This is a genomic window from Streptomyces sp. NPDC012508 (assembly GCF_042902595.1).
In the GTDB taxonomy this organism is placed as follows: domain Bacteria; phylum Actinomycetota; class Actinomycetes; order Streptomycetales; family Streptomycetaceae; genus Streptomyces.
On record NZ_JBIBEO010000003.1, the window covers coordinates 1 to 16144 of the forward strand.

13 protein-coding genes are annotated in these 16144 nt (G+C 70.7%); 10 read left to right on the forward strand and 3 right to left on the reverse strand.

The annotated features are described in order from the left end of the window. Nucleotides 1-91 precede the first annotated feature (91 nt). Nucleotides 92-790 carry a hypothetical protein gene (locus ACFY8U_RS10340; protein ID WP_389568341.1) on the reverse strand — a complete coding sequence of 233 codons (699 nt, stop codon included), beginning with the start codon at nucleotides 788-790 and terminating at the stop codon, nucleotides 92-94. A gap of 288 nt (nucleotides 791-1078) precedes the next feature. Between ACFY8U_RS10340 and ACFY8U_RS10345 the strand changes: the two genes are divergently transcribed. Next, nucleotides 1079-1954, forward strand: a complete 876-nt coding sequence (locus tag ACFY8U_RS10345) for an NAD(P)-dependent oxidoreductase (protein WP_389568344.1) — start codon at nucleotides 1079-1081, stop codon at nucleotides 1952-1954. Between the two features lie 107 nt (nucleotides 1955-2061). Continuing rightward, entirely contained in the window at nucleotides 2062-2583 is a 522-nt protein-coding gene (locus tag ACFY8U_RS10350) for a hypothetical protein (RefSeq protein ID WP_389568347.1), read from the forward strand. Nucleotides 2584-2595: 12 nt separating this feature from the next. Here the strand turns inward: ACFY8U_RS10350 and ACFY8U_RS10355 are convergent, their stop codons facing one another. Next, on the reverse strand, nucleotides 2596-3189 hold the full coding sequence (locus tag ACFY8U_RS10355; protein ID WP_389568349.1) for a hypothetical protein: 594 nt from the start codon (nucleotides 3187-3189) through the stop codon (nucleotides 2596-2598). Nucleotides 3190-3400: 211 nt separating this feature from the next. On the opposite strand from ACFY8U_RS10355, the gene ACFY8U_RS10360 reads away from it, so the two are divergent. After that, nucleotides 3401-5737 carry an LPXTG cell wall anchor domain-containing protein gene (locus ACFY8U_RS10360; RefSeq protein WP_389568352.1) on the forward strand — a complete coding sequence of 779 codons (2337 nt, stop codon included), beginning with the start codon at nucleotides 3401-3403 and terminating at the stop codon, nucleotides 5735-5737. A gap of 118 nt (nucleotides 5738-5855) precedes the next feature. Here ACFY8U_RS10360 and ACFY8U_RS10365 read toward each other — a convergent pair whose 3' ends face one another. After that, the gene (locus ACFY8U_RS10365; RefSeq protein ID WP_361754289.1) at nucleotides 5856-6287 is read right to left on the reverse strand and encodes a VOC family protein; all 432 of its coding nucleotides are present in this window, start codon (nucleotides 6285-6287) and stop codon (nucleotides 5856-5858) included. 104 nt (nucleotides 6288-6391) lie between these two features. Between ACFY8U_RS10365 and ACFY8U_RS10370 the strand changes: the two genes are divergently transcribed. From ACFY8U_RS10370 to ACFY8U_RS10400, 7 genes are all read left to right on the forward strand, one after another. Next, a complete protein-coding gene (locus ACFY8U_RS10370) occupies nucleotides 6392-7000 on the forward strand; it encodes a TetR/AcrR family transcriptional regulator (RefSeq protein WP_389568356.1) in 609 nt (202 codons plus the stop codon). 126 nt (nucleotides 7001-7126) lie between these two features. Beyond that, on the forward strand, nucleotides 7127-7915 hold the full coding sequence (locus tag ACFY8U_RS10375) for a TIGR03084 family metal-binding protein (RefSeq protein ID WP_389568358.1): 789 nt from the start codon (nucleotides 7127-7129) through the stop codon (nucleotides 7913-7915). Between the two features lie 86 nt (nucleotides 7916-8001). Beyond that, nucleotides 8002-9696, forward strand: a complete 1695-nt coding sequence (locus tag ACFY8U_RS10380) for an acyclic terpene utilization AtuA family protein (protein WP_389569688.1) — start codon at nucleotides 8002-8004, stop codon at nucleotides 9694-9696. Continuing rightward, nucleotides 9693-11291 (forward strand): acyl-CoA carboxylase subunit beta, encoded by a 1599-nt coding sequence (locus tag ACFY8U_RS10385; protein WP_389568360.1) that lies wholly within the window; start codon nucleotides 9693-9695, stop codon nucleotides 11289-11291. Before ACFY8U_RS10380 ends, ACFY8U_RS10385 begins: the two co-directional genes overlap by 4 nt. Nucleotides 11292-11302: 11 nt before the next feature. Then, entirely contained in the window at nucleotides 11303-13231 is a 1929-nt protein-coding gene (locus ACFY8U_RS10390) for a biotin carboxylase N-terminal domain-containing protein (RefSeq protein WP_389568363.1), read from the forward strand. Further along, a complete protein-coding gene (locus tag ACFY8U_RS10395; protein ID WP_361437224.1) occupies nucleotides 13228-14361 on the forward strand; it encodes an acyl-CoA dehydrogenase in 1134 nt (377 codons plus the stop codon). The genes ACFY8U_RS10390 and ACFY8U_RS10395 overlap by 4 nt, the downstream gene beginning before the upstream one ends. Before the next feature lie 205 nt (nucleotides 14362-14566). Beyond that, nucleotides 14567-16144, forward strand: coding sequence for a 4-coumarate--CoA ligase family protein (locus ACFY8U_RS10400; RefSeq protein ID WP_389568366.1), 1578 nt, complete (start codon nucleotides 14567-14569; stop codon nucleotides 16142-16144).

Consider the following 16144-nt stretch of genomic DNA (forward strand, 5'->3'; position numbering starts at 1 on the left):
CAGCCCGCTGGGCATCAGTGACCGACAACGGCGGAATCTTCGGACCCGGGCGACTCATGCCCGACTAACGACGAATCTCTGACTCAGGTCACTAGTCGGAGTAGCCCTTCTGCCCCTCCGCTGGGGTGTATCCGGTGGCTGAGCCGTGGTACGTAGACGTGACCTGGTTCTTGCGGGAGGGATCCCTGGGGACGCCGGTGATGACGAAGGAGGAGACTGCGTTGTCGAACCCGTCGGTCAGGTTGTACCGATCCCCTCCGACTCCGTCGCGCCGAGGGGCAATGGTCGTCTTGTCGCCGGAGAATCCCGCACCCGTGAAGAGAGTGATGCCCCACCCTTTGGCGATGGACAGGCTGGAGATCGCATCGTTGCCGATCTGCCTCGCGATGTCGGCCATGTCATGCCGACCGCCGCCGAACCCTGCGTGCTTGCCCTGGCAGTTCCGATCGGTGAAGACATACACCCCGCTGACGGGGCTGCGAATGTCCTCTGCGAAGGGCTTCGGGAACTGCATGGTCGATGCCTGGACCGCCCAGACGAGAGTCTTGAAGGCGAAGAGGTCGTCGTTGTGGTTCGCTCTTTTCGCCAGACCGACCATGCCCTCCTGGAGGATTCCCTTCTTCTCGAAGAGGGCCTTCACGAGTTGGACAAGGTCCACGTCGCCGAGGGATTCATCGGCGATGAGCGCGGCGATGAGCTCGTCGGCGAGAGCCTTGTCGCCCATGAGCTGGTCGGCGAAGGCCTTGTCCTCGAGAGCCTTGTCGACGAAGGTTGTGTCCTGTTTATCCATGAGGCAGAAGCTACTGGCCTGTTCCGCGCGGCTTTCGCTCTGACACCCGGAACGCGGTCGAGTTGATGACGCTCTTCGCCCACCTGGGCCGACGGCATCCAAGTCGATCGCCTGGCCGCCCTGCCCAGATGATCCGAACGAGACGGCCTGGGCCGGCCGGGCGGGGCCGCGGGTCCTCGGCTCACTTACCCCCTGGTGCGTATCCGACTAATTAGTCCGTACTGGTCAACCCTTCTGGCGGCGGCGAGGATCGAGCCGAACGACGAACGCGAGACGGGAGTCCCAGGAATGACTAGCGACAACAGCGTGCAGGTGAGTGTTCTCGGGCTGGGGGCGATGGGGAGCGCCCTCGCCGACGCCCTGGTGAAGGCCGGGTACGCGACCACGGTCTGGAACCGCTCACCGGGGAAGGCGGACGGCCTCGTCGCACGGGGCGCGGAGGCCGCCGGCACGGCCGGCGAGGCGGTCAGGGCCGGACGCGTGGTGATCGCCTGCCTGCTGGACCACGCGTCGGTCCACGAGGTGCTCGGTCCGCTCGCCCAGGAGCTGACCGGACGAACCCTGATCAACGTCACCACGACGACACCGGAGCAGTCACGGGAGCTGGCCGCATGGGCCGCCGATGCGGGGATCGCGTATCTGGACGGCGGCATCATGGCCGTACCGTCCATGATCGGACAGCCTGGCTCGTCGATCCTCTACAGCGGATCGGCCGAGGTCTTCCATCAGTACAAGGCGCTGCTCGACCTGTGGGGAACCAGCACCTACTTCGGCGAGGACGCCGGGCTGGCGTCCCTGTACGACCTCGCTCTCCTGGCGGGCATGTACGTCATGTTCGCCGGATTCGTGCACGGCGCCGCGATGGTCGCGCCGGCCGGGGTGACGGCGAGCGAGTTCGCCTCCAGGGCCGCGCCGTGGCTGAGCGCCATGACCGGCGGCTTCCAGGGGTTCGCCGAGGTCATCGACGGCGGGGACTACACCGTCGAGGGGCAGCAGAGCCTCGAGTTCTCCGACCTCGGCGACATCCTGACCGCCAGCTCCGACCAGGGCATCAGCACCGAGGTGATCGCCATGGTCCAGAACCTCATCCGGCGCCAGATCGACGCGGGCCACGGAGCGGAGGGCTTCGCCCGCATCATCGAGAGCATCAAGACGCCGGCCTGAGGCTCACGCGGCCGGGCGGTGGCGTCATGGGGCCGCCTGCGTACGGGCGCTTCGGCACCGGGACCCTGACTCGTGAACGGACCCCCGGCTCCTTAAGCTCTGACGCCATGCCCAGCACGCTCACTCACGAGGCCGACGGCTTCATCAACTTCCGGGACTTCACGTTCCAGGATCCAGGATCACATGGCTACAGGTGGGTCGACCTCAAGCACCTGCGGCTCCCCGCGGAGTCCGTCAGCGAGAGGGAACTGCTCGCGGCGCTCATCGGCCATGAACAGTTCAGGGACGACTATGCAGGCGGTGGAGTGCTGCCGGACGGTCCCAGACACGGCCCGTACTGGCTGAAGCTGGTCACCCCGGACGCCTACGAAGCCGTCAGCCGGGAGAAGGGCGCGCAGGTCCTCAGGGCATGGGCGAACCAGTACGGGGACGTGCCCGGCGAACTGGAGGCGCGTCTGGAGCGCGAGGTGCTCGACCGCTTGGCCGTCGCCGATCACATCTACTACCTGAGCGGGCTCGGGGACGAGGCCATCCACGACTGGGGGTGTGTGCACATCGACTTCCACGAGTTCGTGCTCATCGACCGTTCAGGCGGACGGATCACACTCCTCGTCGCGGCCGACGACTGAGTCGGTCGGCGGCTACCTGTTGGGGTGGTAGCGGCAGGACGCGTCGTCGCAGGAGGTGGGGACCTCCCACCGGTTGCTGATGCGGTGCAGGAGGCCCTGATCCGCAGGCCGGGCGGGGAGGTTGCACAGGATTTCGGTGGGGGAGTAGATCGGGCGCGCGTCGTCCTCGATGTGCTCGGGGTCGGTGTAGTGGAATTCCTCCCGGCGTTCCCAGGGCAGGGTGATGTGCGGCCGGTGGTCGAGGGGGTTGTCGTCGGCGAAGGAGGGGTGGAACCGCCACTGGGTGCCGAAGGCGCGGTTGTGGACCTCGCCGAGGTACCAGGCCCCGACGGCGACCAGGGGCGTGTCCATCACCTCGCGGGCCTGAGCGGGACTGTCGAACGCGTCCCGGACGAGCGCTTCGAGCCGGGGGAGGGAATCCACGGTGAAGTCCCACGGCCCGCGGCCGGCGTGTTCCTCCGCCCAGGCGGGGAATCCGGTGCGCTGCTGTTCCAGCCACTTCTCCAGCACTGGGTTGTGGGCGCTGACGTGGTCTCGGGTCTTCTCTTCGCGCAGGTACTCGGCGTACTCGTCCTCGTCCATGTCGCGCGGGTCGGTCCACTCCATGCCCCGAGACTAAGCGAGCCATGTGTGCGCGATGTAAAGATCCCGCGTGGCGCGTGAGTTGTCGGTGTGTCGTCGGTAATTGCAGTGTGAGCAGGGGCAGTTGGGGTCCTAGGGTGAACGGTGCTCCGCGCACAGGCGCCGACTGACCACGGGGGCCCGTGGCGCCGCGCGAGGACATCTGACACCGACCTGGGGCCCCCAGGGGGTTTTCGTGACCCAGCACATACGTTCCCGACGCCGCTTGTGGGCGCGGGCGGCGATCGCGCTGGCCTGCGCCGGCGCCGTCTCACTGACCGGGCTGCCCGGCTGGGACCAGGCCGAGGCGAAGGCGAAGCCGCCGCTGAAGCAGGGCAAGCGGTGCGACGAGGAGTACAAGGACTTCTACGACTTCTCCGACGTCGTGGAAGGCGGCCTCCCGGACGACGGGTACGTCCGGCCGGACGCGGAGCGGGACGAGTACGACTACGTCAACGGCCAGAAGCAGTGGGACGGCCTGCGCGCGCCGACCGCCGATGAGCTCAAGGAGATCAGCGACAACCCGGACGACTACAAGAAGGGTGACAGGAAGCGGGTCTGGGCCTACTACAAGAAGGCGCAGAAGACGGCCCAGTGGAAGGGGGTGCCGTTCGAGACGTACCGGGACGACTTCTACATCCCCAGGGGCGGCAACGACCCCCGCGGCAAGGCGTACATGGCCAAGCTCGTTTACGACTTCGGCCTGGTGGGTCCGGACTGGATCTGCGAGAAGGAGTTCGAGGTCATCGACCCGGACACCAAGGAACGCTACGTACGCCGTGCGGACGCCTACAACCAGCGCACCGGCGAGATCGTCGAGGGCAAGTCGAACGACAAGCCCGACCCCACGCAGCGCCCCAAGGACAAGGCGCTGCTGAAGGACCCGAACCACGCGGACAAGAAGATCTCCTACGCGTACGGGCGGGAGACGAAGGGCGGCGCGAAGAACCACGACGCCGACCTGCGGAAGATCGCCCCGGACCGGGTCAAGAAGATCTCGTACAAGGCGGACGCGGTCGAGAAGGCCCCGAGCGGTACGTCGAACAGTCCGACGCGTCGTGTCGATCCGTACATGAACGCCAAGCCCGGCACCAGTACCGGTTCCCGGGGCGGCGGCAACGACATGATCCAGAAGTCGCCGGAGAACCCGAAGCAGCTCGCCGACCGGCTTCAGCGCATCGGCCGGATCCCCGGCGTCTCCCAGATGCCCACTCCGGGCGGCATCGACTTCTCCACGCTGGAACTCCAGTACGTCGGCACGCCCGTGAAGGGCAAGGGCCTGGACTACTCGTTCGGCGCGAAGGAAGACCCCGACAACGACACGGTCGGCTGGGGCGGCAGGGCGAAGGCGCAGATGGCGTCGGACGCGTTCTTCACGTGGCTGGCTCTGACGCCGGACAAGTTCTGGGTGAACCTCAACCCGGACACCCCCGGCACGATCATGGATGACAAGTTCGCCGCCACGGACGCCGGCCGCGTGCTGCTGGAGGCCGACCTCCGGCTCAAGCACGACTTCTTCAAGGCCATGGACCCCAAGACGGACCTCGGCAAGAACACCTGGGACCGCCTGTCCAAGGTCAACGGCTGGCCGTGCCTGACGTCGACGCGGAACTGGATCGAGCCGAAGCCGGCGAAGGTCCGCGAGCAGGACGGCGGGATCTACATCCTCGACGCGCCGCTCAAGCTCCAGTCCGAGTACGCCGAGGTCAACACCCCCGGCCCCGGAGGCAAGCCCTGCCAGGACTCGCTGACCAAGGCCGAGATCGAGCACAACGAGCGGGTGTTCCGCAGCACGGTCGTGCCCGAGGTCGAGAAGTGGATCAACGAGGCCCCGCAGTACGCCGACCTGCGCCGTGTCTACAAGTCCCGGGTGGCGGCCGAGTTCGTCCGTCAGCAGGACGCCCAGCGGCCGACGGACTACCGCACCATCATCAACAGCAACGACGTGAAGCAGTGGCCGATCCGCGCCCCGCACCAGGACTGGAAGAAGACCGACGTCTTCGACAAGTACGTCAAGGTCTTCAAGGAGGGTGAGTTCAAGTACGAGCTCACCAAGGGTGAGGAGGTCTGGGTCATCAGCGTCGGCGGCGTGGACCTGTCCAAGCAGCCCAAGCGCAACGTCACCCAGACCGAGTTCCGCCTCCAGAACCGCCATCTGCCCCGCCAGACCAAGACCTCGGTCAAGGCCATGACCGACGACACCGAGCGGGAGCGGCTGCTCCTCCTCGGCGGGAACTCCAACGGCCAGAAGGACGACGACGGCGGCAACACCCCGTCGCCGGACCCGACCGACCCGACCGACCCGCCGAACCCGACCGATCCGCCGTCGACCCCGGCGCCGGACCCCACCACCCCGGGCCCCGGTGACGGTACGACGGCCCCGCCGGCGAACAAGCCGGACCCCGACGGCGGCCTCGCCGACACAGGGTCCGACACCCCCGTCGGCCTGATCACCGGCATCGCCGCGGCGATCCTCGCCCTCGGCGGTGGCCTGGTGTGGTGGATGCGCCGGCGCAAGGCCCTCGGCACGTAGCCTGAACAGGCAGTACACGCCTCATGCAGAAGGGCCCCGACCCGCACGCCTCGGCACGGTCGGGGCCCTTCTCCCGTTTTGGGGATGCCGAACCATCAGGAGAAGCACCCGTTCCGTACTAGTCCGCGGAGGACGTGTACTGCCCGGCGTACTCCTCCGTCGGCGGGGTCGTGGTGATCACGTCGATGAGTACGCCGTCCGGGGCTCCGACGATGAAGTGGCGCTGGCCGAAGTCCTCCGTGCGCAGGGGGAGTAGTTCGGGCAGGCCCGCCTCGCCGATCAGCCGACGGTGTTCCGCGTCCACGTCCTGTACCTCGAAGTTGAGCAGCAGTCCGCCCCGGGTGGGGGTGCGGTGGCCCTCGGGGATGGTCGGGTGGCTGCTGTCGAGCAGCGCGAGTTCGTAGTGCGGTGCGTCGGGGCGGCGCAGGCTCACGTACCAGTCGGCTTCGAAGGTCGTCGTGAAGCCGAGATGGCGGGTGTAGAAGTCGCGAGCCGCCGCGACGTCACGCGTGCAGATCACGGGATAGAAGCTGTCGAGCCCGGTTCTCATGACATGACTCCTTGTGCGTGCCTTCCCATTTCACATACCCGGAGTATGTGAATCGTCTCGGCTAGCATACCCGGGGTATGTGAAATGGGAAGGCGGTACGGGTGATGGCGGACGAGCGGGCGGTGGGCAACCGGGCCCAGCAGCGGGCGGCGACGCGGCGGGCGCTGTTGGCCGAAGGGCGGCGGCGGTTCGCCGAGGACGGCTACCACGGTGTGGTCCTGGCCGAAGTGGCCCAGGCCGTCGGGGTCACCAAGGGCGCCGCGTACCACCACTTCGAGAGCAAGGCCGGGCTCTTCCGGGCCGTCGTCGCCGAGGTCCAGCGGGACCTCGGCGAGCGGGTCGCGGCCGCCGCGGAGGAGCAGGCCGACCCCTGGGAGCAACTGCGTGCCGGCTGCCGGGCCTTCCTGGCCGCCGGTTCCGACCCCGCCGTACGGCGCATCGTGCTCGTCGACGCGCCGACCGTCCTGGGCTGGGAGGAGTGGCGCGCCCTGGATGAGGAGTCCTCCGCACGGCACCTGCACGAGGCCCTCGCCGCCCTGATCGACGCCGGGCTCATCGCCGAGCAGCCGGTCGAGCCCCTGGCGCGCCTGCTCTCGGGCGCGATGAACGAGGCCGCTCTCTGGCTGGCCCGAAGCGGCACACCCGAGTCGCTCGACCTCACGGTGGCCGCCCTGGACGGCCTTCTGGCCGGTATCCGCCGCCGGGACGTCTGACGAGGGAGAGGGGGAGCCCTCCCGTCCCTCGCAATCGGTCGAGAAAGTAAAGCAAGCACGCTTGATTGTTTCTCTCGCCGCTGCCATGCTCCTCGGCACACGCCCGTGTCCCGAGGGGAGCGCACCGTGTCCGACCCTGTCGTCGTGCTCGACGATCTGCGCAGTGAGAGCGAGGAGGTCGACCGGCTCGTACGGGAGCTGAGCGACGACAGATGGGCCGCGCCCACCCCCGCCCCCGGCTGGACCGTCGCCCATCAGATCGCCCATCTCGCCTGGACCGACCGGGCCGCCCTGCTCGCCGTCACCGACCCCGAGGGGTTCGCCGCCGAGGCCGAGAAGGCGCTCGCCGCGCCCGAGTCGTTCGTCGACGACGGCGCCGAGGAGGGGGCCGCGCTGCCGCCCGCCGAGATCCTCGGGCGGTGGCGCGTCGGGCGCGAACGGCTGCAGATGGCCCTGCGCGCCGCCCCGCCCGGCGCCCGTTTCCCCTGGTACGGGCCGCCCATGAGCGCCCCCTCGATGGGCACCGCCCGGCTCATGGAGACCTGGGCGCACGGCCAGGACATCGCCGACGCCCTAGGAGTCGTCCGCGAGCCGACCGACCGGCTGCGCCACGTCGCCTGGATCGGCATCCGAGCCCGCGACTACGCCTATCTCGTACGGGGGGTCACCCCGCCCGCCGAGCCGTTCCGGGTCGAACTCACCGCCCCCGACGGTCAGGAGTGGGCGTACGGGCCCGAAGGCGCCGCCCAGCGGATCACCGGCCCCGCCCTCGACTTCTGCCTCCTCGTCACCCAGCGCGTCCACCGCGACGACACCGCCCTCACGGCGGAAGGCGCCGACGCCGTGCACTGGCTCACCATCGCCCAGGCCTTCGCGGGCCCGGCCGGCACCGGCCGCGCACCCCAGGGGGCCTAGTGGACCTCCGCCGCACCCCCGGCGCCCCCGGCGCCTCCGGCACCCCGGGCGCTCCCGACGCCCCAAGCACCCCCGGCACCCTCCGTATCGGCAATGCCTCCGGTTTCTACGGCGACCGCTTCGACGCCGTCCGCGAGATGCTCACCGGCGGCGAACCGGGCTCCCTCGACGTCCTCACCGGCGACTACCTCGCCGAACTCACCATGCTCATCCTCGGCCGCGACCTCCTGAAGGACCCGGACTCCGGTTACGCCAAGACCTTCCTGCGCCAGATGGAGGAGGGCCTCGGCCTCGCCCACGAGCGCGGCGTCCGGATCGTCACCAACGCGGGCGGCCTCAACCCCGCAGGCCTCGCGGAGGCGATGGACACCCTCGCGAACCGGCTCGGCCTGCCCACCCGTATCGCGTACGTCGAGGGCGACCGCCTCCCCACCCGGGACGGAGTCCTGACCGCCAACGCCTACCTCGGCGGCGCCGGGATCGCCGCCTGCCTGACCGCCGGCGCCGATGTCGTCGTCACCGGACGGGTCACCGACGCCGCCCTCGTCACCGGCCCCGCGCAGTGGCACTTCGGCTGGGACCCGGAGGAGTACGACAGGCTGGCCGGCGCGGTCGTCGCGGGCCACGTCCTGGAGTGCGGCACCCAGGCCACCGGCGGCAACTACGCCTTCTTCACCGCCCACGACCGGCACACGCTGCGCCGCCCCGGCTTCCCGCTCGCCGAACTCCACGCCGACGGCAGCGCCGTCATCACCAAGCACCCCGGCACCGGCGGCGTCGTCGACCTCGGCACCGTCACCGCGCAGCTCCTGTACGAGACGTCCGGCGCCCGCTACGCGGGACCCGACGTGACCGCCCGGCTCGACACCGTACGGCTCACGCAGGACGGGCCGGACCGGGTACGGATCGACGGCGTACGGGGCGAGGCCCCGCCGCCCACCCTCAAGGCCGGGCTCGCCCGGATCGGCGGCCACCGCAACGAGGTCGTCCTCGTCCTCACCGGACTCGACATCGACGCCAAGGCCCAGCTCGTCAGGGAGCAGGTCGAGGACGCCTTCGAACGCTCCAAGTCACGCCCTGCCGAGGTCCGTTGGGAGCTGGCCCGGACGGACCGGGCCGACGCCGACACCGAGGAGACCGCGAGCGCGCTCCTCCGGCTCGTCGTCCGCGACCCCGCCCCCGAGCCCGTCGGCCGCGCCCTCAGCGGCGCCGCGATCGAACTCGCCCTCGCGAGCTACCCCGGCTTCCACGTCACCGCGCCGCCCGGCAAGGGCGCGCCCTACGGCGTCTTCGAGGCCGCGTACGTCCCCGCCGCCGACGTCCCGCACACGGCCGTCCTGCCCGACGGGAGCCGCGTCCGCCTCCCCGTACCCGTCCACACGCGGGAACTGGAACCGGTCGACGAGCCGCCACTGCCCGGGCCGCCGCCCGCAGGCCCGGTGCGCAGGGTCCCGCTCGGCCGGGTCGCCGGGGCCCGCAGCGGCGACAAGGGCGGCGACGCGAACGTCGGCGTCTGGGTCCGCACGGACGCCGCGTGGCGCTGGCTCGTCCACACCCTCACGGTCGAACGGTTCCAGCAGCTCCTGCCGGAGACCGCCGGCCTGGACGTCGTACGGCACGTCCTGCCGAACCTGCGCGCGATGAACTTCGTCGTCACCGGGATCCTCGGCGAGGGCGTCGCCTCCCAGGCCCGTTTCGACCCTCAGGCCAAGGCCCTCGGCGAGTGGCTCCGCTCGCGTCATCTCGACATCCCGGTGGACCTTCTGGAGGAACTGCTGTGACCGTCCTCGCCTCCGCCCTCGACACCGGCGGACCCGACTACGCGGCCCACCGCGCCGCCATGCTCGACAAGATCGCCGCTCTCGACACCGAGCACGCCAAGGCGCTCGCGGGCGGCGGCGAGAAGTACATCGCCCGTCATCGCAAGCGCGGCAAGCTGCTCGCCCGTGAGCGGATCGAGCTGCTCGTCGACCCCGACACCCCGTTCCTGGAGCTCTCCCCGCTCGCCGCCTGGGGCAGCGACTACCCGGTCGGCGCGTCGATCGTCACCGGTATCGGTGTCGTCGAGGGCGTCGAGTGCCTGATCACGGCCAACGACCCGACCGTGCGCGGCGGAGCCTCCAACCCGTGGACGCTGAGGAAGGCCCTGCGCGCCAACGAGATCGCGTACGCCAACCGGCTGCCGGTCATCTCGCTCGTCGAGTCGGGCGGTGCCGATCTGCCGTCCCAGAAGGAGATCTTCATCCCCGGCGGGGCCCTGTTCCGCGATCTGACCAGGCTCTCCGCCGCCGGCATCCCCACCATCGCCGTGGTCTTCGGCAACTCGACGGCGGGCGGGGCGTACGTCCCCGGGATGTCCGACCACACCGTGATGATCAAGGAGCGGTCGAAGGTCTTCCTCGGGGGTCCGCCGCTGGTGAAGATGGCCACGGGCGAGGAGAGCGACGACGAGTCGCTCGGCGGCGCCGAGATGCACGCGCGCACCTCCGGCCTCGCCGACCACTACGCCGTCGACGAGGTCGACGCCCTGCGCCAGGCCCGGCGGATCGTCGCCCGCCTCAACCACCGCAAGGCGCACCGCGATCCGGCTCTCGCGGAGCCGCCGAAGTACGACGAGGACGAGCTCCTCGGCATCGTGCCGGGGGACCTGAAGACCCCGTTCGACCCGCGCGAGGTGATCGCCCGGATCGTCGACGGCTCGGACTTCGACGAGTTCAAGCCGCTGTACGGACCGAGCCTGGTCACGGGCTGGGCGGAGCTGCACGGCTATCCGGTGGGCATCCTGGCCAATGCCCAGGGCGTGCTGTTCAGCGCCGAGTCGCAGAAGGCGGCGCAGTTCATCCAGTTGGCGAACCAGCGCGACATCCCGCTGGTCTTCCTGCACAACACCACCGGCTACATGGTCGGCAAGGAGTACGAGCAGGGCGGCATCATCAAGCACGGCGCGATGATGATCAACGCGGTGTCGAACAGCCGGGTGCCGCACCTGAGCGTGCTCATGGGCGCGTCGTACGGCGCCGGGCACTACGGCATGTGCGGCCGGGCCTACGACCCGCGCTTCCTCTTCGCCTGGCCGAGCGCCAAGTCGGCCGTCATGGGCCCCCAGCAGCTTGCGGGCGTGCTCTCCATCGTGGCGCGGGCGAGCGCCGCGGCGAAGGGGCAGCCGTACGACGACGAGGCGGACGCGGGGCTGCGCGCGATGGTCGAGGCGCAGATCGAGTCGGAGTCGCTGCCGATGTTCCTCTCGGGGCGGCTGTACGACGACGGCGTCATCGATCCCCGCGACACCCGCACGGTCCTCGGGCTGTGCCTGTCCGCGATCCACACGGCACCGGTCGAGGGCGCGCGCGGCGGCTTCGGCGTCTTCCGAATGTGAGGCCTGATCCCATGATCTCCACTGTCCTCGTCGCCAACCGGGGCGAGATCGCCTGCCGGGTCTTCCGTACGTGCCGGGAGCTGGGTATCGGGACGGTCGCCGTGTACTCGGACGCGGACGCCTCCGCCCTGCACGTGAGGGAGGCGGACGCGGCGGTACGGCTGCCGGGGGCCACCCCCGCGGAGACGTATCTGCGCGGAGACCTGGTGGTGAAGGCGGCGCTCGCGGCGGGCGCCGACGCGGTGCACCCGGGGTACGGCTTCCTGTCGGAGAACGCGGAGTTCGCGCGCGCGGTCCTCGACGCGGGCCTGGTGTGGATCGGCCCTCCGCCGTCGGCCATCGAGGCGATGGCGTCGAAGACCAGGGCGAAGGAGCTCCTCGGGATCGCCCCGCTCGTACCCGCCGCCCTCACCGAGGCGGACCTGCCGGTCCTGGTGAAGGCGGCGGCCGGCGGAGGCGGGCGCGGCATGCGGATCGTCCGCGAACTGGCCGCTCTGGAGGGCGAGCTGACGGCCGCCTCGGCGGAGGCGGCGAGCGCGTTCGGCGACGGCGAGGTGTTCGTCGAGCCGTACGTGGAGAACGGCCGCCATGTGGAGGTGCAGATCCTGGCGGACGCGCACGGCACGGTGTGGGCGCTCGGCACCCGCGACTGCTCGCTCCAGCGCCGCCACCAGAAGGTGATCGAGGAGGCCCCGGCGCCGGGTCTGCCGCCGGCGCTGGTCGAGGAGCTGTACGACCGTTCGGTGTCGGCGGCGAAGGCCGTCGGCTACGTCGGCGCGGGCACAGTCGAGTTCCTGGTCGCGGACGTCCCCCAAACTCTCGGCTCCGCTCGAGCAGGGGGGACCCCCAAGGCGCACTTCCTGGAGATGAACACGCGCCTCCAGGTGGAGCACCCAGTGACGGAGGAGGTCCACGGCGTGGACCTGGTGGCGCTCCAGATCACCGTGGCGGAGGGCGGTTCCCTCCCTGCGGAGCCCCCGTCGCCCCGGGGCCACGCGATCGAGGCCCGCCTCTACGCGGAGGACCCGGCGGCGGGCTGGACCCCGCAGACGGGGGCGCTGCACACCCTGGAGTTCCGCCGGGGCCTGCGCGTCGACACGGGTTACGTCTCCGGGGACACCATCGGGGTCCACTACGACGCCATGCTCGCCAAGGTCGTCGTCCACGCGCCCACCCGGGCCGAGGCCGTCCGCAAGCTCGCCCACGCCCTGGAGCAGGCCCGGATCCACGGGCCTGTGACCAATCGGGACCTGCTGGTCGCCTCCCTGCGGCACCCTGACTTCCACGACCCGTCCCGTCTGGACACCGGGTTCTACGACCGGAACCTCGACGCGCTCACACAGGCACCGCCCGGCGAGGCGTACGCGGCCGTCGCCGCCGCCCTCGCACAGGCGGCCGCCCACCAGGGACGGTTCGGGGGTGGCTGGCGGAACGTGCGCTCGCAGGACCAGGTCGCCACGTACGGGGACCACGAGGTCCGCTACCGGCCCACCCGGGAGGGGTACACGGTCACCGTCCCCGAGGGCGTCCGTCCCGTGAGCGTCTCGCCCGACCGCGTACGGCTGGACGTCGACGGGGTCGTACGGGACGTCGAGGTCGCCCGCCACGGCGACACCGTCCACGTCGGCCGCCACCGGCTCACCGCGGCGCCCCGCTTCCCCGACCCCACCGAGCAGCGCGAACCCGGCTCCCTGCTCGCGCCCATGCCCGGCACCGTCGTCCGCGTCGCCGACGGCCTTGCGCCCGGCGCGCGCGTCACCGCCGGGCAGCCGCTCCTCTGGCTGGAGGCCATGAAGATGGAACACCGCGTCGTCGCCCCCGCCTCCGGCACGCTCACCGCGCTCCACGCCGCCCCCGGCCGCCAGGTCGAGGTCGGTGCCCTGCTCGCCGTCGTACAGCAGTCCGTACAGACCGAAGCACAGGAGGACCAGACCGTATGAGCACCATGATCGAAAGCGAAGAGCTCACCGCGCTCCGGGCCGCCGTCTCGGCGCTGGGCCACCGCCACGGCCCCGGTTTCGACCGGGCCGCGCTCTGGGCGGAGGCGGGCAAGCTCGGCTACCTGGGGGTGAACCTGCCCGAGGAGTACGGCGGCGGGGGCGGCGGCATGGCCGAGCTGTCGGTCGTCCTGGAGGAGGCGGGGGCCGCCGGCGCCCCGCTCCTGATGATGGTCGTCTCGCCCGCGATCTGCGGCACGGTCATCGCCCGCTTCGGCACGGAGGAGCAGAAGCGGGCATGGCTCCCGGGCCTGGCGGACGGCTCGCGCACCATGGCCTTCGGCATCACCGAGCCCGACGCCGGCTCCAACTCCCACCGGATCACGACCACGGCCACGAAGACCGAGGACGGCTGGGTCCTCAACGGCCGGAAGGTGTTCGTGTCGGGCGTCGACATCGCCGACGCCACCCTGATCGTCGGCAGGACGTCGGACGCCCGGACCGGCAACCTCAAGCCCTGCCTGTTCGTCGTGGACCGGGACGCCCCCGGCTTCCAGCGGCGGCAGATCGAGATGGAACTCGACGCGCACGAGAAGCAGTTCGAGCTGACCCTCGACGACGTCCACCTCCCCGCGGACGCGCTCGTCGGCGACGAGGACGCGGGGCTGCTCCAGCTCTTCGCCGGGCTCAACCCGGAGCGCATCATGACGGCGGCGTTCGCGATCGGCATGGGCCGCTACGCCCTCGCCCAGGCCGTGAAGTACGCCAAGGAGCGCACGGTCTGGAAGGCCCCCATCGGCGCCCACCAGGCCATCGCCCACCCGCTCGCCCAGGCCCACATCGAGCTGGAGCTGGCCCGGCTGATGATGCAGAAGGCCGCCCAGCTCTACGACGCCGGGGACGACATCGGCGCGGGCGAGGCCGCCAACATGGCCAAGTACGCGGCCGGAGAGGCCTGTGTGAAGGCCGTCGACCAGTCCGTCCACACCCTCGGCGGCAACGGCCTCACCCGCGAGTTCGGCCTCGCCCGTCTGATCGCCGCCTCCCGCGTGGCCCGGATCGCCCCCGTCAGCCGGGAGATGATCCTCAACTACGTGTCCGTCCACACCCTGGGGCTGCCCAAGTCGTACTGACGCGGCCTCCCACCGACCCGGGCGGACCGTCCGGGCCCGGCCCGGACGGGCCCGCGGGACGACCCGCGGGCCCGGAACCGCCGTGCCCTTCCGCGAATCATGCAGGCTTGCTTGATTGTTTCCGCGGACTGCTGCCAAGGTCTCCCCAAGCCGTACCGACACGCGCGATCCTGGCGACCACCTTCCACCTCTCCAGGGGGCCTGCATGGTGTTCCACAGCGAGTACGAGGCCGTCTCCACCGTTTCCCTCCCCATCCACGAGGCCGTCCTCGGCCGGGCCGCCGAGTTCGGGGACGCGCCCGCCCTGATCGACGGGGTGGCCGGGACGACCCTCACGTACGCCCAGGTCGATGCCTTCCACCGGCGGATCGCCGCCGGCCTCGCCGAGGCCGGGGTCCGCAAGGGGGACGTCGTCGCCCTGCACAGCCCCAACACCGTCCTGTTCCCCGTCGCGTTCTACGCTGCCACCCGCGCCGGCGCCTCCGTCACCACCGTCCATCCGCTCTCCACACCGGAGGAGTTCGCCAAACAGCTCCAGGACTCCTCGGCGCGCTGGATCGTCACGGTCTCCCCGCTCCTCGCCCCGGCCCGCCGGGCCGCCGAACTCGCCGGTGGCATCGAGGAGATCCTCGTCTGCGACCAGGCACCCGAGGCCGAGGGCGTCCGCTCCCTCCAGTCCCTGCTCGCCACCACCGCCCCCGAGCCGCACCTCGCCATCGACCCCGACGAGGACGTCGCCGCCCTCCCGTACTCCTCCGGCACCACCGGAGTCCCCAAGGGCGTGATGCTCACCCACACCTCGATCGCCACCAACCTCGCCCAGCTCGAACCCTTCGTCCCCATGGGCCCCGGCGACCGCATCCTGGCGGTCCTCCCGTTCTTCCACATCTACGGCCTCACGGCTCTGATGAACGCGCCCCTCCGGCAGGGCGCCACCGTCGTCGTCCTGCCCCGCTTCGAGCTCGACCAGTTCCTCGCGGCGATCGAGAAGCACCGCATCAACGGCCTCTACGTGGCCCCGCCGATCGTCCTCGCGCTCGCCAAGCACCCGGCCGTCGCCGACCACGACCTCTCCTCCCTGGAGTACATCGTCAGCGCCGCCGCCCCCCTCGACGCCTCCCTCGCCGAGGCGTGCTCGGCCCGGCTCAAGCTGCCGCCGGTCCGCCAGGCGTACGGGATGACGGAACTGTCGCCCGGCACGCACGTCGTGCCCCTCGACGCCGTCAGCCCGCCGCCCGGCGCCGTCGGCAAGCTGCTGCCCTCCACCGAGATGCGGATCCTCTCCCTCGACGACCCGTCGAAGGACGCCGAGCCGGGGGCCGAGGGCGAGGTCGCCATCCGGGGCCCGCAGGTCATGAAGGGGTACCTGGGCCGCCCCGACGCCACCGCCGCGATGATCGACGCCGACGGCTGGGTCCACACCGGCGACGTCGGCCGCGTCGACGAGGACGGCTGGCTGTTCGTCGTCGACCGCGTCAAGGAACTCATCAAGTACAAGGGCTTCCAGGTCGCCCCGGCCGAACTCGAAGCCCTGCTGCTCACCCACGAGGGCGTCGCCGACGCGGCCGTGATCGGTGTGGACGACGAGGAGGGTACGGAGATACCCAAGGCGTTCGTCGTCCGGCAGCCGAGCGCCCCGGAGCTGACCGCCGAGGACGTCATGGCGTACGTGGCCGGAAAGGTCGCCCCGTACAAGAAGATCAGGCGTGTGGAGTTCATCGACGGAGTGCCGCGCGCCGCGTCGGGGAAGATCCTGCGTCGTGAGTTGAGGGACCGCGAGTGA